This is a genomic window from Sedimentitalea xiamensis, assembly GCF_030164465.1.
GTDB classification, from domain to species: Bacteria; Pseudomonadota; Alphaproteobacteria; order Rhodobacterales; family Rhodobacteraceae; genus Sedimentitalea; species Sedimentitalea xiamensis.
The window spans coordinates 27,998-47,190 of sequence record NZ_JASNJE010000010.1 but is presented as its reverse complement, the minus strand read 5'-3'; the positions used below and the strand labels follow the sequence as shown (position 1 = coordinate 47,190).

Below are 19,193 nucleotides of genomic sequence, written 5' to 3'. Positions count from 1 at the left end.
CGCCAGGGCGCTAATCGGCGGCCGAGGCGCGGCGGTAGAGCCGCTGCATCACGATCGGCGTCAGATACATCGGGATCTGGTAGCAGCCGATGAAGATCAGCAGCGGGTCGGTGATCTCGGGCGGCAGGGCGATCAGGAACAGCGCGATGTTGCGGTTGCCCGCGACGACGCCGAACGGGCCGCGCTCAGGGCGGGTCTTCAGAACCAGCAGCGTCAGCGCCTGCGCGCCCCAGTTCAGCACGCAGGCCAGCACCAGCCAGCCCGCGACCTGCACCGGGGACTGCGCCAGCGCCGGGCCGAGCGCCGACATCAGCCCGACCACGACCACCGCCAGAAGGATCACCGCGATCCCGTCCAGCGCCGCGACGGTTTCGGCGTCCGGGGCGGGCAGGACCCATCGCCGGAGCAGGAACCCGGCGCCGACGGAAAGCGCGATCACCGTCATCAGCCACCCCGCCGCCCCGAAGGCCGCCGCCGCGCCGCCCAGGGCCGGCAACAGCCAGAACACCGGCAGCGCCGTCAGCGGAAACAGCGCCGTGCCCAGAACCAGCAACCGCAAGGCCGGGGCCGGCGGCTGCCCGAGCAGGATCGCGAAATTGGGGCTGCCCGTGACCGACGGCGCGGCGAGCCAGAGCACCGCAATCAGGGCGATGGCCGTATCGGCATGTCCCGCCAGACGGAACAGCAGCAGGGCCAAGCAGGGCAGCAGCATCTGGAACACCGCGACCGCCCGCAGCGTGCCGCGGAATTCGGCCAGCGATCCGAAGGCGGCGCGCGGCCCGATGCGCAGCGCCGTCACCGCGAGCAGCAGGCCGATCAGTTCCGGCAGCCAGGGACGTAGCGCAAGGGCCGCATCCGGCAGCGCCAGACCGGCGGCAAGCCCCGCCACCAGCCCAAACCGGCCATGGTGCGCGACCTGGCCGAGAAACGCGGCGATCACGGCCCTTTTCGCAGGTTCTCCGGCAGCCAGAGGGCGAGGTCCGGGAACCAGATCAGCACAAAACACATGAGCACCATGATCAGGAACATCGGCAGCGCCGCCCTGGCGATATAGCCCATCTCGTGATCGGTCATGCCCTGCAACACGAAGAGGTTGAAGCCGATCGGCGGGGTGATCTGCGCCATCTCCACCACCACGACGACGAAGATGCCGAACCAGATCAGGTCGATCCCGGCCTCGCGCACCATCGGTTCGACCACCGCCATGGTCAGCACCACCGATGAAATCCCGTCCAGGAACATGCCCAGCACGATGTAGAAGACCAGCAGCGCCATCAGAAGCTGGAACCGCGACAGTTCCATCGCCGCGATCCCGTCGGCCAGGGCGCGGGGCAGGCCGGTGAACCCCATCGACAGCTTGAGGAACGCGGCGCCGGCGAGGATCAGCATGATCATCGCGCTGGTGCGGGTCGCGCCCATCAGGCTGGCGCGGAAGGTGTCCCAGGTCAGCGACCGCTGGCCCGCGGCCAGCACCAGTGCGCCGACGACGCCGAAGGCCGCCGCCTCGGTCGCGGTGGCGACGCCCAGATACATCGAGCCGATCACCACCAGGATCAGGCAGATCACCGGCAGCAGGAACCGGGAATTGCGCAGCTTCTCCGCGAAGGTCATCGCCATGTCCTGCACCGGGTTCCAGTTTCTGGACAGCGCCGAATAGGCGGCGACATAGCCCATGAACATCAGGGCCAGCACCAGCCCCGGAAAGACACCGGCAAAGAACAGCTGGGTGATGCTTTCGTTCACCGTGACGCCGTAGACGATCAGCGCCAGCGACGGCGGGATCATCAGCCCCAGCGTCGCCGCCCCCGCCAGCGTGCCGATGACGATGGTTTCGGGATAGTTGCGGGCGCGCAGTTCCGGGATCGACATCTTGCCGACGGTGGTCAGCGTGGCGGCCGACGACCCCGAGACGGCGGCGAAGACGGTGCAGCCGACGATATTGGTGTGCACCAGCCCGCCGGGCAGCCGGCCGAGCCAGGGCGACAACCCGCGGAACATGTCTTCGGACAGGCGCGTGCGGTAGAGGATTTCGCCCATCCAGACGAACAGCGGCAACGCGGTCAGGGTCCAGCTCGATGTGGTGGCCCAGATCGTCGTCACCATCACGTCCCCGACCGGGCGCGTGGTGAACAGTTCCATCCCGACCCAGGCCACACCCATCAAAGCCAGCCCGACCCAAAGGCCGGTGCCCAGCAGCAGGAACAGCACGAAGAGGAACAGCAGGATCGCGTAAAGCTCGGTCATGGCGTCACTCTCCGAAACCCTGATCGACGATCTCGCGCCGGATGCGGTGGCTTCCGGTGACCAGGACATGCACCAGATGGTCGGTCAGGCTGACGGCCAGAAGGCCGCTGCCGATCACCATGACCGACTGCGGAATCCACAGCGGGGTGGCGTCCTGCGCCTGGCTGAGCTCGTTGAACTTCCACGACCAGTAGACGAACCAGTAGGCGTACCAGGTGAAATACCAGGCGATCGCCGCGCCAAGGCCGAAGCACCAGATTTCCAAGAGCCGCCGCATCCGCCCCGAGACCGCGTTGAGCAGGATCGACACCCGGATATGCGCGCCGCGATTGAGCGCGTCGGCAAAGGCCAGAAAGCTCGCCGCCGCCATGAAATACCCGGCATAGCTCGCAGCACCCGGAAAGATCTCGCCGGTCCAGCGCGCCACCATCTGGGCGATGATCAGAAGCAGGATGGCGACGAGGCACAGCGCCGCGAGAACGCCCGCCGCGAGATAGAGGAAATCGAGAATGGACCGAAGCCCGCGCGCTGCTTTCATGGTCGCCCCCAATGTCGCCCCCTGTCGGTTCGGCCGAAGCCGGCGGCCCGGCCCGCGCCAGGCCGCCGGACGGGGTCTATTGCATGTTGCGATAGGCTTCGACGATGGCCGCGCCCTGCTCACCGGCCGATTCCAGCCATTCGGCGGTCATGGTTTCCCCGATGGCGCGCAGCTCGCCCATCAGCGCTTCGCCGGCGGGTTGCACCATCATGCCGCCGTCGCGCAGGCCCTGCACGGTGAAGCCGGTGTATTCCTTGGCCCGCCAGGTGCCGGCGTATTCCGCCAGTTCCGCGCAGCCCAGCACGACGTTGCGGTTGGCCTCCGACAGGCCCGACCAGGTGTCGGAATTGACCATCACGTAGTTGCGCGGCAGCCAGGCGTCGACCTCGTAGAAATGGCTGAGGCTTTCCCAGACCTTGCGGTCATAGCCCGTTGCGCCCGACGAGATCATCGACGACGCGACGCCGGTGGCGAAGGCCTGGCTGATCTCTGCCGCCTCGATCGTGACGGGCAGCATCCCGGTCAATTCCGCAAGGCGGCTGGTGGCGTTGTTGTAGGACCGGAACTTGACGCCTGCCATGTCGGCGACGGAATTGACCTCCTTGTTGAAATACAGCCCCTGCGGCGGCCATGGCACCGAATAGAGCAGGGTCAGGTTCTGTTCGGCGAGGATTTCCTCCATCGTCGGTTTGGCGGCTTTCCACAGCTTGTCGTGATCCTCGAAGGAGGGCGACAGGAAAGGGATGGAATCAAACCCGAAGATCGGGTTCTCGTTCTGGTGGCCCGACATCAGCCGTTCGCCGATCGGCACCTGGCCGGTCTGGATCGCCCGCTTGATGTCGGCGCCGGCGAACAGCGAACCGCCCGGATGGGTGGTGATCGTGATCTCGCCGCCGGTGCCGGTGGTCACGCATCTGGCGAACTCCTCGCCGGTGGCGGAATGGTAGTTGGACCCGGCATAGGCCATCGGCATGTCCCAGTTCTCGGCCGAAAGCGGGGCCGCGGCGGCCAGGGCCAGCGCCAGGGCGGCGGGCGCGATCAGTGTCTTTGTCATCGGAAGTCTCCTTGTTGGGGTCTGTTTCTTGTCGTTGTCTTATTCTTGTCCGGATGCGAACCGGTTCGGCGAATAGGGGGCCATGTCCGCGTTCGGTGTCCGGCCGGTCAGCATCTCCGCGATCAGACGGCCCGTCTTTGGCCCGCCTGTCAACCCGATGTGGTGATGCCCGAAGCCGGTGAAGACGCCGGTGTCCCGGATCTGTCCGATCAGCGGCAGGCTGTCGGCGGGGGCGGGGCGATGGCCCATCCATTCCTCTTCGCGCAGGAATGTCAGACCGGGGTAGGCGGCCCGCGCCTGTTTGCGCAGCAAGGCCAGCGGCGCGGGCGACGGACCCGCCGTCAGGCCGCCGAATTCGACGACGCCGGCGCAGCGCAGCCCTTCGGCCATCGGTGTCGCGACGAACTTGCCGCTGGCGATCATGGTCGGGGCGCGCGGGCCGTTTTCCGCGCCCTTGAACACGATGTGATAGCCGCGTTCGGTTTCCAGCGGCACCGCGATGCCGAGCTTGCGCATCAGCGGTTTCGACCAGACCCCGGTGGCGATGATCGCGGCATCGCAGGCGATCGGCCCCTCCGGGGTCTGCACCGCGCGGATGCGCCCGCCGGAGAGGTCGAAATCCGTCACCTCGGCCTGGCGGATCCTGCCGCCCATGGCCGTGAACGCCTTGGCGAGCGCCGCCACATAGCCGCCGGGGTCGCGGATGAACCCGTGCGCGCCGACAGTGGCGAGACAGGCGATCGCCGGCGACAGGCCGGGTTCCAGTTCCTGCACCGCGCGGCCTTCGCGCAGCACCGGTTCGAACCCGTTTTCGCGCCGCAGCGCCCAGGTATAGGCGTCCGCCTGAAAGGCGGCGCGGTCGGCATAGGCGAAATGATAGTCGCTGTCGCTGATCCAGTCTTCGGCGCCGGTGCCGTGGGTCAGGGCCTTGTGCTGCGCGACGCTGTCTCCGACGATGGGCGACAGGCCGCGCGCGATCCGGCGGGTGTCCGCGTCGTTGGCATGGCCGAGGTATCGCGCCAGCCAGGGCGCCAGTTTCGGCAGGTAACTCCAGCGCAGGAACAGCGGGAAATCGGGATTCATCAGGTATCCCGGCCCCTTGCGGACCAGCCCCGGCGCGGTGACGGGGACCATGGAACAGGCGGCCAGCACCCCGGCGTTGCCATAGGATGTGCCCTGTCCGGGCGCGCCCCGGTCGATGATGGTGACCTCTGCCCCGAACCGGCGCAGCCAGATGCCGGTCGATACGCCGACGATGCCCGCGCCGATCACGACGATATGACCTGCCATGCCGCTGTTCCCCCAATGCCGCCGGACCGACCTTGCCCCGCGATCCGCCCGATGGCCAAGGAAAAAATCGCCCGCGGCGTTCCGGGAACGGAGGCGGCGGATTGATTTGCGTCAATACCCGAACGGCGCGGCGCGGCTAGGCTGGGACATGTGAACAGGATCATGTGCGAATGACCCATGCCCCAGACCAATCCGATGGCGACCCCGCCGCGCTGAAACCCGAAGCGTTGCGCAGGACTTGCGACCCGGCCCGGCTGGGGTTCGACACCACGGACGGGCTGACATCAGACCCCGCGCTGCTGGGGCAGGACCGGGCAATGGAGGCGATCAACCTGTCCGCCGCTATTGCGCGCAAGGAATTCAACCTGTTCGTGCTCGGTCCGGAAGGCTCCGGCCGCCATCACGCGGTGATGACCCTGCTTGGCGAGGCGGCCCGCAAGCGCCCGGTTCCCAGCGACTGGATCTACGTGAACAATTTCGATGCGCCGCACAGACCGCACGCCATCGAGATGCCGCCGGGCAGCGCGCCGCGCTTCAAGTCCGCGATGCAGGATCTGGTGGACGATCTGGCGCACGAGATCCCGGCGATGTTCGAATCCGAGGAATACCAGGCGCAGGCCCGCGCCATCAACGAAGAGTTCGGCGAACGCCATGAAACGCCGATCTCCGAATTCGCCGAAGAGGCGCTGAAACAGGAGGTGGCGCTGCTGCGCACCCCGGTCGGGTTCATGCTGGCGGCGATCGTGGACGGAAAGCCGATCACGCCCGAAGTCTACAACAAGCTCGACCCCGAAAAGCGCGAAGAGATCGACGCAAAGGTGCATGCGCTGGAAGAACGGCTGGCCGAGATCCTGAAGCTCGGCCCCAACCTGGAAAAGGAACACCGCCAGCGGATGGAAAAGCTGCACGCGTCGATGGCCGAAAAGGCGGTTTCGACGCGGATGAAGGAGGTGCTGACGGAATTCGCCGGGATTCCCAAGGTGGCGGACTACCTTGAAAACACCCGCAACGACATGATTTCCAATGCCGAGGTGTTCCTGATACGCCCGGAAAACGAATCCGATGGCCCGTTCCCGCAGGCGATCCGCAAGTATCACAGCGAATCCCAGTTCGACCGCTACGCGGTGAACGTGATGGTGTCGCACGCCGAAGAGGATTCTGCCGGCGCCTCGGTCGTGACCGAAGACCTGCCGACGATCGGGCATCTGAACGGGCGGATCGAATACCTGTCGCAGATGGGCACGCTGGTCACGAATTTCACGCTGATCAAGCCGGGGGCGCTGCATCGCGCCAACCAGGGCTTCCTGGTGCTGGACGCCCGGCAGGTCTTGTCCGAACCCTATGCCTGGGACGCCCTGAAACGCTGCCTTCAGACGCGCGCGATCACCATCACCTCGATGGCCGACCGGCTGGGGCTGAGTTCGACCATCTCGCTGGAACCGGACCCGATTCCGCTGGATGTGCGGGTGGTGCTGATCGGGGACCGCAAGCTGCACATGCTGCTGCAACTGCTGGATCCGGACTTTGACGACCTGTTCAAGCTGCAGGCGGATTTCGAGGACGACCTGCCGCGCGACGACGACAGCACCGGCCGCTATGCGCGGGTCATCGCCGGCCATGCCGACCGGCTCGGCCTGCTGCCGCTGACCGCCGGCGCGGTGGCGGCGGTTCTGGACCATGCGGTGCGTCTCGCCGACGATGCCAGCAAGTTCACGCTCCGGATCAGCGCCCTGGCCGACATGATGAGCGAAGCCGACCAATACGCCCGCCAGGCCGGGCGGGACACCGTCACCGAGGCAGAGATCGCCCGCGCCATCGCCCAGGCGGACCGCCGCGCCTCCCGGATCCGGGACCGGATCCACGAAGCGACGATGCGCGACACCATCATGATCGACACCGTGGGCAGCGCCGTCGGGCAGATCAACGGGCTTTCGGTGCTCGGCATCGGCAAATACAGCTTCGGCCGCCCGGCCCGGATCAGCGCCACCGTGCGCATGGGCAGCGGCAAGTTCATCGACATCGAACGGGAGGTCGAACTGGGCGGTCCGCTCCATTCCAAGGGCGTTCTGATCCTGTCGGGTTTTCTGGCGTCGCGCTTCGCGCGGGACGTGCCGATGTCGTTGCAGGCCAGCCTGGTGTTCGAACAGAGCTACGGCGGCGTCGATGGAGACAGCGCGTCCTCGGCGGAACTTTACGCCCTGCTGTCGGCCCTGTCCGGGCTGCCGCTCCGGCAGGATCTGGCGGTGACGGGATCGGTCAGCCAGACCGGCCTCGTGCAGGCCATCGGCGGGGTCAACGAAAAGATCGAAGGGTTCTTCGACCTTTGCAACGCCCGCGGTCTGAGCGGAACCCAGGGCGTGCTGATCCCGGCGGCCAACAGCCAGAACCTGATGCTGCGCGCCGAGGTGGTCGAGGCCGCCGCCGCCGGGCGGTTCCATGTCTATCCGGTAAAAACCATCGATCAGGGCATCGCGATCCTGACCGGCACAGCGGCGGGGGAACGCGGCCCGGACGGCACCTTCCCGGAAAACAGCGTCAACGGGCGGGTCGAATCGCGCCTGCGCCGCTTTGCCGAGGACCGCCGGCGCTTTGCCGCGCGGGGCGAATCGCCGGACGGGGGAGGGGCGTGATGGACAACACGCCGCCGCGCCGGATCCTGATCGGGGCGAATTCTTTCGCGGATGCCCGGGCGGCGATCCGCATGGCCGCGCGCCTGGCGCGGGAAACCAGCGCAGCACTTGGCGGCGTGCTGGTCCAGGAACAGGCGGTGCTGGCCGCCTGCGCATTGCCCAACCGGCGCCTTGTGTCCCCCGGCGGCGCGCTGGGTCTGGCCCCGTCGCTGGCCCGGCTCCGGCGGATGCTGGACGCGGATGCGCAGTCCTTCCGACAGCTTCTGCATGACGTCGCCGGCCCGGTTGCCGCCAGCTGGACCTTTGAACGGCAGGCGGGAGAGCTGGTGGCCAGCCTGTCGCAATCGGCGACGCGGTCCGACATTCTCGTCTTCGGGCATCGCTATGTGCACCCGGTGGCGGGGCGGGTTCTGCTGTTGCGCCGGCAGGGCGGGGCGTCGCCCGACGCGGACCGTCTGGCGCGGGCGCTGGCAGAGCATCTGGGGACCGGCTTGTCGGTGCGCAGCGTCGGGACCGCGCCGGAACCGGGTGCCGAGGCCACCTATCCCACGGAACAGGCGGCCATCGCCGCGATCGACCGCTGCAATTGCAGCGCGGTGCTGATCGACCTCGCGGCCGATCCGGCGCAGTCGATGTCGCTGCTGCGCCGGTTGCTGGACGTCGCCCGGTGCCCGGTGATCGTTCTGCGCGCGCCGCAGGACGACATGTGACGGCGTGGCGTCCGGCGCGCCTTGATCGGCGCGCAACCGGACAGGCCGGAATTGTGCTAGGCTGCAAATGGAACAAACAGAAGGTGCTGACAGATGGATACCAAGACCGCCCTTGTCGTCGTTGACGCGGATTGTTCGGAACAGAAAATCCGGTCGTTGCTGTCCGGGCTGGGTCCGGACGGCCTGCATGTTTCGCTGGTGGTCGCCAGCCTGACGCCGACGATCCCCGCGATGACCTATGCCGAAGCCACCTATGGCGCGGTGGTCTTCCCCGAGGATTGGCAGGACCGTTTCAAACAGGAAAGCCAGTCCATCGCCGAAATCGCCAACGGCCTTGAAAAGGTGTTGCAGGACATGGGCTTGTCCGGCGAAGTCGCGACCGTGTTCCGGGATGCCCCGACGCTGGAATTCGATCTCGCGGCACATGCCGCCGTGTCGGACATCGCCTTTCTCTGCCCGAACCTGGTGCAATCGAAGGCGGTGCAGCGCAGCGCGGTGCACGCGATCCTGTTTGACTCTCCCATCGGCTGCATCTGCAACAGCCGCGACATGGCGGCGACGCTGGCGGCGCGGCGTGTTCTCGTGGCCTGGGATGGCAGCGTGTCCAGCGCCCGCGCCGTGCATCAGGCGCTGCCGATCCTGAAGGCGGCCGGGTCGGTGACGGTCGCGCTGTTCGATCCGGTCGAAACCGACCAGCGGGCCGGTGAAACCCCCGGTGCGGAGGTCGCGGCCTGGCTCAGCCGGCGCGGCGTCGCCGTGGAGGTCGCGCAACTGCCGACCGGCGGAAAGCCGGTGGCGGACTGCATCACCGCCCAGGCCGGGCAGATGGGCGCCGATCTGGTGGTGATGGGCGCCTATGGCCATTCGCGGTTCCGCCAGATGATGTTCGGCGGCACCACCCAGACGATGATCACCCAGACCGATCTGACGGTGCTGTTCGCCCATTGATCCGGGCGGCGGCCCGGATCAGGCCGCGTCGGGGATCTTGCGGATTTCCCGCGCCCCGCCGGTCCGAGATCCCGCCGGTTTCAGATGGATCAAGGACGATGCCGCCGGCGCGGTTATCATGGCCATATGGACGATTCTCTTTTCCAGTTCGCGGACCGGGCCGATGCGGGCCGCCGGCTGGCGCAGGAACTGGCCGATCTGTGCCTGGACGCCCCGGTTGTCTATGCCCTGCCACGCGGCGGGGTGCCGGTCGCGGCAGAGGTCGCGGCCCGGCTGTCCGCGCCGCTCGATCTCGTTCTGGTGCGCAAGCTCGGCGCGCCGGGAAACCCCGAGGTGGCGCTCGGCGCGGTGGTCGAAGGCAGCCCGCCGCACCTGGTGCTGAACGAGGATGTGCGCCGTATGTCGGGCGCGGATGAGCGGTTTGTCGAGACCGCCCGCCGCCGCGAGCTGCGGGAGATGGCACGCCGGCGGGCGGCCTATGTCGGCGACCGGCCGAGGCTGGACCCGGCGGGGCGCACGGCGATCGTCGTCGATGATGGCCTCGCGACGGGGGCCACGATGAAGGCGGCCCTCGGGGCGCTGCGGCGGCAGGGGGCGGCGCGGATCGTCGTCGCGCTGCCCGTCGCGCCGGAGTCGTCGCTGAAGGAAATCGCGGAACTGGCCGACGACGTGCTGTGCCTGCACCCGGCGCGGCAGTTCTTCGGGGTTGGCGCCTTCTATCGGGATTTCCGGCAACTGACGGATGCGCAGACCGTCGCCGCCCTGCGGGACATCTGGACCATGCGGGATCGGCAATAGCCGCGACGGAATCAGGCCGGTGTGTGTCGGGGCGCGACCCTGGGGTCCGGCTCTGCCAGCGCGTCGATCCGGACCGGCTGCAACACGACGATCCGGTGCAGGTTCCGGATCTCGATGATCCCCGCCTTGCGCAGGATCGTCAGGCTGCGGCTGACGGTTTCGACGGTCAGGCCAAGGAAATCCGCGATGTCCAGGCGCGACATCGGCAGATCGAAGGCGACCGAGTCGCCCTTGGGCTGGCCGATCCGTTCGCCGAGCCGGGTGAGAAAGGCCGCAACCCGTTCATGGGCCAGGTTGTGGCCCAGCAACATGCAGTGATCCTGCATTTCCTGAATTTCCCGCAGCGCCGCCCGGACCAGGGCCTGATGGGCGCGGGGATCGGCGCGGCAACTGGTCAGGGTTTCGGTGGGATGACGGATGACCGCCGAATCGACCACCGCCTCGCAATCCGAAAGATGCACCCCGTCCGGGCAGAAGCCGATGACATCGCCGGGATAGCCGAATCCGACCACATAGCGCCGTCCGTTGCGCGTCACCCGGCTGAGTCGGAACAGCCCGGTGCGGACTTCGAAAAGCCCCGGCGACTCATCGCCCGCATAGTAAAGATGCGCCTCTGCCATGACCTGAAAGGGAAGGCTGGAAAAGGGCTTGCGGGATTCGTCGATCCTGATCGATTCGTCGCGGTACGCGGAAGGATGACAGGCATACATCTTGACCTCCTGTTGCCGGGAACGCCTGAACCATGGCCAAACTCTGTCGCGGTGGTATCATCGTGTTTGTAATAAAATGTATCGGGGCGACCGAAGTCCGGATGCGATCAGATCCGGACCCGCACTTTAAATACATGTTCGGATGATCAAATATATCGTGTATCGAATGTGATGTCCCTGCCGGAGGAACCATGGGAAAGGGTGACGATGTTCTTGTCGTGGATGACGACCCCGGCGCGCGCGCCCTGTTGCGCAGGTGCCTGTCCGAAGACGGGTTCCGGGTGCGGGAGGCGGAGACCGAAGAACAGGCCCTGGCCATTGCGGCGGACTCCGATCTCGGGCTGATCACCCTGGACATCCACCTGGAAGGCGGCAGCGGCTTTGACATGGCCAGAAAGCTGCGCGGTCTGACCCCGGCGCCGATCATCATCGTGTCGGCCGGAGACGATGTCGTCGACCGGATCGTGGGACTGGAACTGGGGGCCGACGACTACATCACGAAACCCTTCCATACGCGCGAACTGATGGCGCGGGTCCATTGCATCCTGCGGCGGGCGCAGCGACCCTCCGCCGCGCCCGGTCCGGCTGCGGCACGGGACGGGCCGGGCTGCACGGTCCTGCGGTTTGACGGCATGGCGGCGATACCGGACCAGTTCGAACTCTTCGACCGGAACGGAAAGCTCTGCGACCTGACCACCGGGGATTTCAAGCTGTTGAACGCCTTTTTGCGCCATCCCAGGCGGATTCTCTCGCGGGAACGGCTGATGGATCTGGTCGGCGGCCAGACCTGGACGCCGCTCGACCGCACGATCGACAACCAGGTCGCCCGGCTGCGCAAGAAGATCGAAAAGAACCCGCACAGCCCGCGGCTGATCAAGACCGTCCGGGGCGTCGGATACCTGCTGGCCTGTTCGGTGGAGTGGGACGAGGAAACCGACGCCGAAGCGGGCTGACGCGATCCCCGCCGCCCGGCCGGTGCCGGTCAGCCCCGCACCTGCCGGGCCAGCGCCATGAACCGCATCACGTCGGAGGCGGATACCACCCCGAGCAGATGCCGGCCCTCCGCCACCATGAATTTGCGCCGGTCCGAGCGGGTCAGCCGTTCGATCAGGTCCGCCGCCGGCATCTCCGGCGGGATCGTGTTGTCGCCGTCGGCGGCGATGAACACGTCGTCGATCCGCGTCGTCGTCCAGTTGTCGCGTTCGATCCGGGCCAGGATGTCGAGATCGACATAGCCCAGCAGGACCTTGTCCTCGACGACCGGGACAAAACTGACACGGCGCATCAGCACGATGTCGTCCACCAGTTCGGACAGGGTCATGTCCGGCGCGGCAAAGATCGCCCGGTGTGTCATCAGGTCGGCCACGGTCCGGCCTTTCAGCGTCGTGGCCATCAATTGCCGCTGGTAGGCGCCGGTGGCGGCGTTCAGAAGGAACAGCCCGAGAACCACCTGCCAGAGCCCGGCGAACTGCCCGCCCGCGAACACCAGGACGATGCCGGTGGCGATCAGCACATAGGCAAAGATCATGCCCGCCCGCGCCGCCACGCGCGTCGCGTCCAGCAGGTTGCCGCTGCGGTTCCAGAGCAGGGCGCGCAGGATGCGGCCGCCGTCCAGAGGAAAGGCGGGAACCAGGTTGAACAGCGCCAGAACGAGATTGATCTGCGCGAGGTATCGCAGCACGGTTTCGACCGGGCCGGACGCCCCGGCCAGGGCGACGGCCGCCGTCAGCGCCCAGAACAGCGCCGCCAGGGCAAAGCTCATCACCGGCCCTGCCAGCGCCATCCAGAATTCGGAACCGGCCGTGTCCGGTTCCCGTTCCAGTTCGGCGATGCCGCCGAAGACGAAGAGGGTGATGCCGTTGATCCGTATCCCGTAGCGGCGCGCCACCACCGAATGGGCCAGTTCATGCAGCACCAGGCAGGCGAAGAACAGGACCGTCGTGGCCATGGCCATGCCGAGGTAGGCTGCGTCCGAAACGCCGGGCAGGGCGTCCGGGAAATATCCTTTCGACAGGCTCCAGGTGATCAGCGCGACGATCAGGATCCAGCTCGGGTCGAGCTTCACGTCAAACCCGAGCAATGACAGGATTTTCACGGATTTCGACAACATGGGCGTTCGGTCGGTGTTGGGGTTCTGGCAATCCGGGACGACTCTACCGCGCTGCGCGCGGGTCCAATTGATCTGGCTCAAAAGCCGTGCGATTTCGGAACTTGCGCCCGGACCTGTCCCGCATCAGCCGCCGCGTTAGGCAAATGTCTCTGCCGTTGCAGATATGTCTATACTTAATGCCCCTGAGCGTGCCATGGTTCCGGCGGATGGCGCATGCAGGGGGGATGCCATGACGGCCACGTATCGGGACGTGAAGGCGGATATTCTGGACAAGATCACCCAGGGGATCTGGCCGCCCGGCAGCCTCGTGCCGAACGAGACGGATCTGGCTCGCAGCTACGACTGCGCCCGCGCCACGGTGAACCGGGCGATGCGCGAACTGGCCGAGGACGGGATCATCGAACGCCGCCGCAAGGCGGGAACGCGGGTCAGGATGGCGCCCGTGCGGCAGGCCCGTTTCGCGATTCCGATCGTGCGCGCCGAGATCGAGGATCAGGGCGCGGCCTACCGCTATGCGCTGGTGCGGCGCGACATCCGCGCCGCGCCGGACTGGCTGCGGGCGCGGCTCAACCTGCGGGACGGCGGGCGGGTCCTGCACCTGGTCTGCATGCATTACGCCGATGGCGCGCCCTACCAGCACGAAGACCGCTGGATCAGCCTCGACCTGCTGCCCAAGGCCGCCGAGGCGGATTTCACCGCCACCGGGCCGAACGAATGGCTGGTCGCGGCGATGCCGTTCTCGAATGCCGAAATCAGCTTTCTCGCGGTGCAGGCGGATGCGTCGCTCGCCGACCATCTGGGCTGCGCGGCGGGCGATGCGCTGTTCCGCACCGAACGGTCGACCTGGTGGGAAGGCCAGGCGATCACCTTCGTCCGCCTGACCTTCCGGCGCGGCCACAGGATGACCGCGCAATACTGACCGCCGCCCGCCCGTGCCGGCCGAGTCAGAGGATGCCCGGCAGGGTCAGCCCGTTTTCGCGGGCGCAGTCCTTCGCGATCTCGTATCCGGCGTCGGCATGGCGCATGACGCCGGTCGCCGGGTCGTTCCACAGCACGCGGGCGATGCGGCGGTCTGCGTCTTCGCTGCCATCGCAGCAGATCACCATGCCCGAGTGTTGCGAGAACCCCATGCCGACGCCGCCGCCATGGTGCAGCGACACCCATGTCGCGCCCGACGCGGTGTTCAGCAGCGCGTTCAGCAGCGGCCAGTCCGACACCGCGTCGGAGCCGTCCTTCATCGCCTCGGTCTCACGGTTGGGCGAGGCGACCGAACCGCTGTCCAGGTGGTCGCGTCCGATCACCACCGGTGCCTGCAACTCGCCGTTGCGCACCATCTCGTTGAAGGCCAGACCCAGCTTGTGGCGCACGCCCAGCCCAACCCAGCAGATCCGCGCGGGCAGGCCCTGGAAACTGATCCGGTCCCGCGCCATGTCGAGCCACTGGTGCAGGTGCGCGTCATCCACCAGTTCCTTCACCTTGGCGTCGGTCTTGTAGATGTCCTCCGGATCGCCCGACAGCGCGCACCAGCGGAACGGGCCGATGCCGCGGCAGAACAGCGGGCGGATATAGGCGGGCACGAAGCCCGGAAAGGCAAAGGCGTTTTCCAGCCCTTCCTCCAGCGCCACCTGGCGGATGTTGTTGCCGTAGTCCAGCGTCGGCACCCCGTCGTTCCAGAAATCGACCATCGCGGCCACATGCACCTTCATGCTGGCGCGGGCGGCCCTTTCCACCGCCTTCGGATCGCTTTCGCGCTTCTCGCGCCACTCGGCCACGCTCCAGCCCTGCGGCAGGTAGCCGTTGATCGGATCGTGGGCGCTGGTCTGGTCGGTCACGATGTCCGGGCGGATGCCGCGTTTGTGGATCTCGGGGAAGATGTCGGCGGCATTGCCCAGCAGGCCCACCGATTTCGCCTCGCCCGCCGCAGTCCAGCGGTCGATCATTTCCAGCGCTTCGTCCAGCGTCTCGGCCCTTTCATCGACGTATTTCGTGCGCAGGCGGAAATCGATGCTGTCGGGGTTGCATTCCACCGCCAGGCAGCAGGCCCCGGCCATCACCGCCGCCAGCGGCTGCGCGCCGCCCATGCCGCCCAGCCCGCCGGTCAGGATCCACTTGCCGGTCAGGTCGCCGCCGTAATGCTGCCGACCAGCTTCGGTGAAGGTCTCGTAGGTGCCCTGCACGATCCCTTGCGAGCCGATATAGATCCAGGATCCGGCGGTCATCTGACCGTACATGGCCAGCCCCTTCCGGTCCAGTTCGTTGAAGTGATCCCAGGTCGCCCAATGCGGCACCAGGTTGCTGTTGGCGATCAGCACGCGGGGCGCGTCCTTGTGGGTCTGGAACACGCCGACCGGCTTTCCCGATTGCACCAGAAGGGTCTGGTCTTCCTCCAGATCCTTCAGGCTGGCGACGATGGTGTCGAAATCCTTCCAGGTGCGGGCCGCGCGGCCGATACCGCCATAGACGACGAGCTCGTGCGGGTTCTCGGCCACGTCCGGGTGCAGGTTGTTCATCAGCATCCGCATCGGCGCCTCGGTCAGCCAGCTTTTCGCGGTGATCTCGGTTCCGGTTGCCGGAAAGACGTCGCGGATGTTCTTGCGGGGGTCGGTCATGTCAGGTCTCCGTTCAGGGCAAGATGCGCCAGCCGGCCCAGGATCCGCTTGAGAACCGGGCGCAGGCGTTCGGCCGCCCCGGTGTCATAGTCCCAGGGCGCGGCCTCGCCGGTCAGGTAGGTGGATTGGGCCAGTTCCATCTGGATGGCGTGGATGTTGTCGTCGGGGCGGCCATAGTGGCGCGTGGTCCAACCGCCCTTGAACCGGCCGTTCAGCACCGTGGAATAGCGGTCTTCGGCCCGGCACAGCCCGTAGACCGCGGTTTCGATGGCGCGGTGACAGGTCGTGCCGTGGTTCGTGCCGATGTTGAGATCCGGCAGCGTGCCGTCAAACAGGTAGGGAATCCGCGACCGGATCGAATGGCAATCGTAAAGGATCGCGATCCCGTGCAGCGCCTTCACCCGGTCCAGTTCCGCCTTCAGGGCCGCATGGTAGGGCGCGTGAAAGGCGGCGCGGCGGTCTTCGGTTTCCGCATCGTCCGGCGGGATGTCCCAGATGGGCCGCCCGTCGAAATCCGTCAGCGGCACCAGCCCGGTCGTGTTCCGGCCGGGGTAGAGGCTGACCCCCGAAGGGTCGCGGTTGGCGTCGATGACATAGCGGTGAAAGGTGGCCCGCACCGTTGTCGCGCCGTCCAGAAGCCCGTGATAGAGCCGGTCGATGTGCCAGTCCGTGTCGTCCAAGCCCCGCCCGCGCGGGTTCAGCCGCGCCCGGATGGCGTCGGGAACGAAGGTGCCCGTATGCGGCAGCCCCAGGACGACCGGGCTGTCGCCGCGCGTCACCTCGACCGGGGCCGCCGGGGCGCTCACGGCGCGATCCCCGGCATGGCGACGCCGCTGCTGGCGACGGTCCGGCCCGACCGGATCAGCGCCGCCGCGGCTTCCAGGTCGGGCGCGAGATAGCGGTCGGCGGTCAGGCCGGGCACGCTGGCGCGCAGTTCAGCCACGACGCGGCCCAGCGGCGGGCTGGTCACGAGCGGCGAGCGGAATTCGATGCCCTGCGCGGCGCAGAGCAGTTCCACCCCGAGGATGCGTTCGAGATTGGCGACCATCCGCCCCAGCCGCACCGCGCCATGGGCGGCCATGGACACGTGGTCTTCCTGGTTGGCGCTGGTCGGGGTGCTGTCGGTGACGCAGGGATTGGCCAGGTGCTTGTTCTCGCTCATCAGGGCGGCGGTGGTGACTTCGGCGATCATGTAGCCGGAATTCAGCCCCGGATCGGGGGTCAGGAAGGGCGGCAGGTCATGGGACAGGACCGGGTCCACGATCAGCGCGATGCGGCGCTGCGCGATGGCGCCGATCTCGGCAAGGGCCAGCGCGATCATGTCGGCGGCGAACCCGACCGGCTCGGCGTGGAAATTGCCGCCGGACACGATCAGGCCGGCCCCGGTCAGAACCAGCGGATTGTCGGTGGCGGCGTTGGATTCGATCTCCAGCGTCCGCGCGGCCATGCGCAGCATGTCCATCGCCGCGCCGGTGACCTGCGGCTGGCAGCGGATGCAATAGGGGTCCTGCACCCGGCTGTCGCCGTCGCGGTGGCTTTCGCGGATGACCGATCCCTCCAGCAGCGCGCGCAGCGTGGCGGCGGCGTCGATCTGGCCCGCGTGGCCGCGCAGGGCGTGGATTTCCGGTTGCAGCGGCGCGGTGGATCCCATGATAGCGTCGGTGGACAGGGCCGACGTGACGAGCGCCGACTGCATCGCCCGCCATGCGCCGAACAGCCCCGCCAGCGCGAAGGCGGTGGAAAACTGGGTGCCGTTGATCAGCGCCAACCCTTCCTTCGCGCCCAGCACCACCGGGGACAGGCCGGCGCGGGCCAGCGCCTCGGCGCCGGGCAGGATGTCGCCGCCGAATTCGGCTTCGGCCTCGCCCATCATCACGGCGGCCATATGCGCCAGCGGCGCAAGGTCGCCGGAGGCCCCGACCGACCCCTGCGCCGGGATCACCGGGGTCACGCCGCGGTCCAGCATCGCTTCGATCAGATGCACGAGTTCGAGCCGCACGCCCGACGCGCCCCGTCCGAGGCTGAGCAGCTTCAGCGCCATCATCAGGCGGGCATGGGCGCGGGGGATCGGGTCGCCGACGCCGCAGCAATGGGACAGGATCAGGTTGCGTTGCAGGGTGGCGGTGTCCGCCGCCGCGATCTTGACGCTGGCCAGCTTGCCGAACCCGGTGTTGACCCCGTAGACGGCGTCGGACCCGTTGGCGGCGGCGTCGATCCGCTCCTGCGCCTCGATTATCGCCCCGTGGCAGGACGGGTCGAGCCGCACGGCGGCCTGGTCGCGGAACACCCGTTCCAGGTCGGCGAGGGTCACGGCCCCCGGTGTCAGTGTCAGGCCGGTCATGGCGATTCTCCGAAAAGGCGGTCGTGCAGGGGGTTGAAACCGATGCGGTAGCTGAGTTCGGCGGGGTGCTCGACATCCCAGATGGCAAGATCGGCGCGCTGGCCGGCGGCGAGCGTGCCCGCGTCCGCCAGGCCGAGCGCGCGGGCGGCATGGGCGGTGACGCCGCGCAGCGCCTCTTCGGGCGTCAGGCGGAACAGGGTGCAGCCCATGTTCATCGCCAGCAGCAGGGAATTCATCGGCGAGGAACCGGGGTTCAGGTCGGTGGCCAGGGCGATCGGCACCCGGTGCCGGCGCAAGGCCGCGATCGGCGGCGCCTGGGTTTCGCGCAGCGTGTAGAAGGCGCCGGGCAGGATCACCGCGACCGTGCCCGATCCGGCCATCGCCCGCACCCCGTCTTCGTCGAGGTATTCCAGGTGGTCGGCGGACAACGCGCCGTGGCGGGCGGCCAGTTTCGCGCCGCCGAGGTTGGAGAGCTGTTCCGCATGCAACTTGACCGGCAGGTCCAGCGCGCGGGCCACGACGAAGACGCGGGCGATCTGGTCCGGGGAAAAGGCGATGCCTTCGCAGAACCCGTCCACCGCGTCCACGAGTCCTTCGGCATGGGCGGCGCGCAGGGCCGGGATGCAGATGTCGTCGATATAGGCGTCGCCGCGCCCGGCGTATTCGGGCGGTGTCGCATGCGCCCCGAGAAAGGAGGTGCGGACGCGGATCGGGCGCTGCGCCGCGATGGCGCGGGCGACACGCAGCATCCGCAGTTCGGTGTCCATGTCCAGGCCATAGCCGGACTTGATCTCGATCGTGGTGACGCCTTCGGCGATCAGGGCGTCGACGCGCCGCAGGGCGGTTTGCAGCAATGCGTCCTCGCTGGCGGCGCGGGTCGCCGCGACGGTGGACACGATGCCGCCGCCGGCGCGCGCGACCTCTTCGTAGCTGGCGCCGTTCAGCCGCATTTCGAATTCGGCGGCGCGGTTGCCGCCATGCACCGCGTGAGTGTGGCAGTCGATCAGGCCGGGCGTCACCAGCCGTCCCCGCAGGGACAGAGGTTCGAACCGGCGAAAGGCGTCAGGCAGGTCGTCGCGGCGGCCGACCCACGCGATCCGCCTCTGCGACAGCGCGATGGCGGCGTCGTCGATCAGCCCATAGGGCGTTCCGGACCCGGTCAGAGTCGCGGCGCGCAGGTCGCAAAGCAATTGATCGCTGTTGGCCATGAG

General features: G+C 67.6%; 17 protein-coding genes. 6 read left to right on the top strand and 11 right to left on the bottom strand.

Annotated features, from left to right (window positions below; genetic code table 11):
- Positions 1 to 10 precede the first annotated feature (10 nt).
- The 5 genes from QO034_RS10280 to QO034_RS10260 all read right to left on the bottom strand — a co-directional run bounded on the left by QO034_RS10280 (position 11) and on the right by QO034_RS10260 (position 5,126).
- Entirely contained in the window at positions 11 to 940 is a 930-nt protein-coding gene (locus tag QO034_RS10280; protein ID WP_284485442.1) for a hypothetical protein, read from the bottom strand.
- Complete coding sequence (locus QO034_RS10275) at positions 937 to 2,244, bottom strand: TRAP transporter large permease (RefSeq protein ID WP_284485441.1); 1,308 nt, start codon at positions 2,242 to 2,244, stop codon at positions 937 to 939. Before QO034_RS10275 ends, QO034_RS10280 begins: the two co-directional genes overlap by 4 nt.
- A gap of 4 nt (positions 2,245 to 2,248) precedes the next feature.
- Positions 2,249 to 2,782 (bottom strand): TRAP transporter small permease, encoded by a 534-nt coding sequence (locus QO034_RS10270; RefSeq protein WP_284485440.1) that lies wholly within the window; start codon positions 2,780 to 2,782, stop codon positions 2,249 to 2,251.
- Between the two features lie 76 nt (positions 2,783 to 2,858).
- Positions 2,859 to 3,836 (bottom strand): TRAP transporter substrate-binding protein, encoded by a 978-nt coding sequence (locus tag QO034_RS10265; RefSeq protein WP_284485439.1) that lies wholly within the window; start codon positions 3,834 to 3,836, stop codon positions 2,859 to 2,861.
- Positions 3,837 to 3,875: 39 nt separating this feature from the next.
- On the bottom strand, positions 3,876 to 5,126 hold the full coding sequence (locus QO034_RS10260; RefSeq protein ID WP_284485438.1) for an NAD(P)/FAD-dependent oxidoreductase: 1,251 nt from the start codon (positions 5,124 to 5,126) through the stop codon (positions 3,876 to 3,878).
- 170 nt (positions 5,127 to 5,296) lie between these two features.
- Between QO034_RS10260 and QO034_RS10255 the strand changes: the two genes are divergently transcribed.
- The 4 genes from QO034_RS10255 to QO034_RS10240 all read left to right on the top strand — a co-directional run bounded on the left by QO034_RS10255 (position 5,297) and on the right by QO034_RS10240 (position 10,212).
- Positions 5,297 to 7,756: a Lon protease family protein gene (locus QO034_RS10255; RefSeq protein ID WP_284485437.1), complete on the top strand. Its 2,460-nt coding sequence runs from the start codon at positions 5,297 to 5,299 to the stop codon at positions 7,754 to 7,756.
- Positions 7,756 to 8,466, top strand: a complete 711-nt coding sequence (locus tag QO034_RS10250) for a hypothetical protein (protein ID WP_284485436.1) — start codon at positions 7,756 to 7,758, stop codon at positions 8,464 to 8,466. Before QO034_RS10255 ends, QO034_RS10250 begins: the two co-directional genes overlap by 1 nt.
- A gap of 93 nt (positions 8,467 to 8,559) precedes the next feature.
- Positions 8,560 to 9,414, top strand: a complete 855-nt coding sequence (locus tag QO034_RS10245; protein WP_284485435.1) for a universal stress protein — start codon at positions 8,560 to 8,562, stop codon at positions 9,412 to 9,414.
- Between the two features lie 126 nt (positions 9,415 to 9,540).
- Positions 9,541 to 10,212 (top strand): phosphoribosyltransferase, encoded by a 672-nt coding sequence (locus QO034_RS10240; protein WP_284485434.1) that lies wholly within the window; start codon positions 9,541 to 9,543, stop codon positions 10,210 to 10,212.
- Positions 10,213 to 10,223: 11 nt separating this feature from the next.
- Here QO034_RS10240 and QO034_RS10235 read toward each other — a convergent pair whose 3' ends face one another.
- Positions 10,224 to 10,922: a helix-turn-helix domain-containing protein gene (locus QO034_RS10235; protein ID WP_284485433.1), complete on the bottom strand. Its 699-nt coding sequence runs from the start codon at positions 10,920 to 10,922 to the stop codon at positions 10,224 to 10,226.
- Positions 10,923 to 11,113: 191 nt separating this feature from the next.
- Between QO034_RS10235 and QO034_RS10230 the strand changes: the two genes are divergently transcribed.
- A complete protein-coding gene (locus QO034_RS10230) occupies positions 11,114 to 11,875 on the top strand; it encodes a response regulator (RefSeq protein ID WP_284485432.1) in 762 nt (253 codons plus the stop codon).
- 29 nt (positions 11,876 to 11,904) lie between these two features.
- Here the strand turns inward: QO034_RS10230 and QO034_RS10225 are convergent, their stop codons facing one another.
- Positions 11,905 to 13,032 carry a site-2 protease family protein gene (locus QO034_RS10225; protein WP_284485431.1) on the bottom strand — a complete coding sequence of 376 codons (1,128 nt, stop codon included), beginning with the start codon at positions 13,030 to 13,032 and terminating at the stop codon, positions 11,905 to 11,907.
- 229 nt (positions 13,033 to 13,261) lie between these two features.
- Between QO034_RS10225 and QO034_RS10220 the strand changes: the two genes are divergently transcribed.
- Positions 13,262 to 13,951: a GntR family transcriptional regulator gene (locus QO034_RS10220; protein ID WP_284485430.1), complete on the top strand. Its 690-nt coding sequence runs from the start codon at positions 13,262 to 13,264 to the stop codon at positions 13,949 to 13,951.
- Between the two features lie 25 nt (positions 13,952 to 13,976).
- On the opposite strand, the gene hutU is transcribed toward QO034_RS10220, so the two are convergent.
- The 4 genes from hutU to hutI are packed head-to-tail and all read right to left on the bottom strand — an operon-like array spanning position 13,977 to position 19,190.
- Positions 13,977 to 15,641 (bottom strand): urocanate hydratase, encoded by a 1,665-nt coding sequence (gene hutU / locus QO034_RS10215; protein WP_284485429.1) that lies wholly within the window; start codon positions 15,639 to 15,641, stop codon positions 13,977 to 13,979.
- A complete protein-coding gene (gene hutG, locus QO034_RS10210) occupies positions 15,638 to 16,447 on the bottom strand; it encodes an N-formylglutamate deformylase (RefSeq protein ID WP_284485428.1) in 810 nt (269 codons plus the stop codon). Before hutG ends, hutU begins: the two co-directional genes overlap by 4 nt.
- Complete coding sequence (hutH, locus tag QO034_RS10205; protein WP_284485427.1) at positions 16,444 to 17,982, bottom strand: histidine ammonia-lyase; 1,539 nt, start codon at positions 17,980 to 17,982, stop codon at positions 16,444 to 16,446. The genes hutG and hutH overlap by 4 nt, the downstream gene beginning before the upstream one ends.
- Positions 17,979 to 19,190, bottom strand: coding sequence for an imidazolonepropionase (hutI, locus tag QO034_RS10200; protein WP_284485426.1), 1,212 nt, complete (start codon positions 19,188 to 19,190; stop codon positions 17,979 to 17,981). The genes hutH and hutI overlap by 4 nt, the downstream gene beginning before the upstream one ends.
- Between the last annotated feature and the right edge of the window lie 3 nt (positions 19,191 to 19,193).

Excerpts from the sequence above, each read along its gene's own strand:
- QO034_RS10275 (WP_284485441.1), bottom strand. The coding sequence starts at position 2,244 with ATGACCGAGCTTTACGCGATCCTGCTGTTCCTCTTCGTGCTGTTCCTG.
- QO034_RS10270 (WP_284485440.1), bottom strand. The coding sequence starts at position 2,782 with ATGAAAGCAGCGCGCGGGCTTCGGTCCATTCTCGATTTCCTCTATCTC.
- QO034_RS10265 (WP_284485439.1), bottom strand. The coding sequence starts at position 3,836 with ATGACAAAGACACTGATCGCGCCCGCCGCCCTGGCGCTGGCCCTGGCC.
- QO034_RS10260 (WP_284485438.1), bottom strand. The coding sequence starts at position 5,126 with ATGGCAGGTCATATCGTCGTGATCGGCGCGGGCATCGTCGGCGTATCG.
- QO034_RS10255 (WP_284485437.1), top strand. The coding sequence starts at position 5,297 with ATGACCCATGCCCCAGACCAATCCGATGGCGACCCCGCCGCGCTGAAA.
- QO034_RS10250 (WP_284485436.1), top strand. The coding sequence starts at position 7,756 with ATGGACAACACGCCGCCGCGCCGGATCCTGATCGGGGCGAATTCTTTC.
- QO034_RS10245 (WP_284485435.1), top strand. The coding sequence starts at position 8,560 with ATGGATACCAAGACCGCCCTTGTCGTCGTTGACGCGGATTGTTCGGAA.
- QO034_RS10240 (WP_284485434.1), top strand. The coding sequence starts at position 9,541 with ATGGACGATTCTCTTTTCCAGTTCGCGGACCGGGCCGATGCGGGCCGC.
- QO034_RS10235 (WP_284485433.1), bottom strand. The coding sequence starts at position 10,922 with ATGTATGCCTGTCATCCTTCCGCGTACCGCGACGAATCGATCAGGATC.
- QO034_RS10230 (WP_284485432.1), top strand. The coding sequence starts at position 11,114 with ATGGGAAAGGGTGACGATGTTCTTGTCGTGGATGACGACCCCGGCGCG.
- QO034_RS10225 (WP_284485431.1), bottom strand. The coding sequence starts at position 13,032 with ATGTTGTCGAAATCCGTGAAAATCCTGTCATTGCTCGGGTTTGACGTG.
- QO034_RS10220 (WP_284485430.1), top strand. The coding sequence starts at position 13,262 with ATGACGGCCACGTATCGGGACGTGAAGGCGGATATTCTGGACAAGATC.
- hutU (WP_284485429.1), bottom strand. The coding sequence starts at position 15,641 with ATGACCGACCCCCGCAAGAACATCCGCGACGTCTTTCCGGCAACCGGA.
- hutH (WP_284485427.1), bottom strand. The coding sequence starts at position 17,982 with ATGACCGGCCTGACACTGACACCGGGGGCCGTGACCCTCGCCGACCTG.
- hutI (WP_284485426.1), bottom strand. The coding sequence starts at position 19,190 with ATGGCCAACAGCGATCAATTGCTTTGCGACCTGCGCGCCGCGACTCTG.